This window comes from Achromobacter sp. SIMBA_011 (assembly GCF_046535435.1).
GTDB classification, from domain to species: Bacteria; Pseudomonadota; Gammaproteobacteria; order Burkholderiales; family Burkholderiaceae_B; genus Achromobacter; species Achromobacter dolens.
The window spans coordinates 1-383 of sequence record NZ_JAWRWN010000102.1; the positions used below are offsets into that span (position 1 = coordinate 1).

Here is a 383-nt window from a genome sequence, read left to right on the forward strand (position 1 = left end):
CCACGGCGCGTGGGTGCCGATGCTGCTGATGTTCCCGGAGGCCGACGTGCCCGTCGCGCAACTGTCGATCCAGCCGCGCGCGGACGCCGCCCATCACTTCGCGCTCGGTCGCGCGCTGCGGCCGCTACGCGACGAAGGCGTGATGGTGATCGGCTCGGGCCAGATCACGCACAACCTGCGTCAGGCCGACTTCTCGGCGCGTCCCGAGGACGCCGATCCGCGCGTGGCCGAGTTCACCGACTGGTTCGAAGCGCATCTCGCGGCGCGCGACATCGACGCGCTGCTCGACTATCGGACGAAGGCGCCGCATGCGGTGCTCATGCACCCGACCGACGAGCATCTGCTGCCGGTGTTCTCCGCGCTCGGCGCCGCCGACGACGACT

1 protein-coding gene is annotated in these 383 nt (G+C 70.8%); it reads left to right on the forward strand.

Annotated features, from left to right (window positions below):
- Positions 1–383: DODA-type extradiol aromatic ring-opening family dioxygenase (locus SB816_RS30110; RefSeq protein ID WP_410548005.1), on the forward strand; the 383-nt coding region annotated here is incomplete at both ends.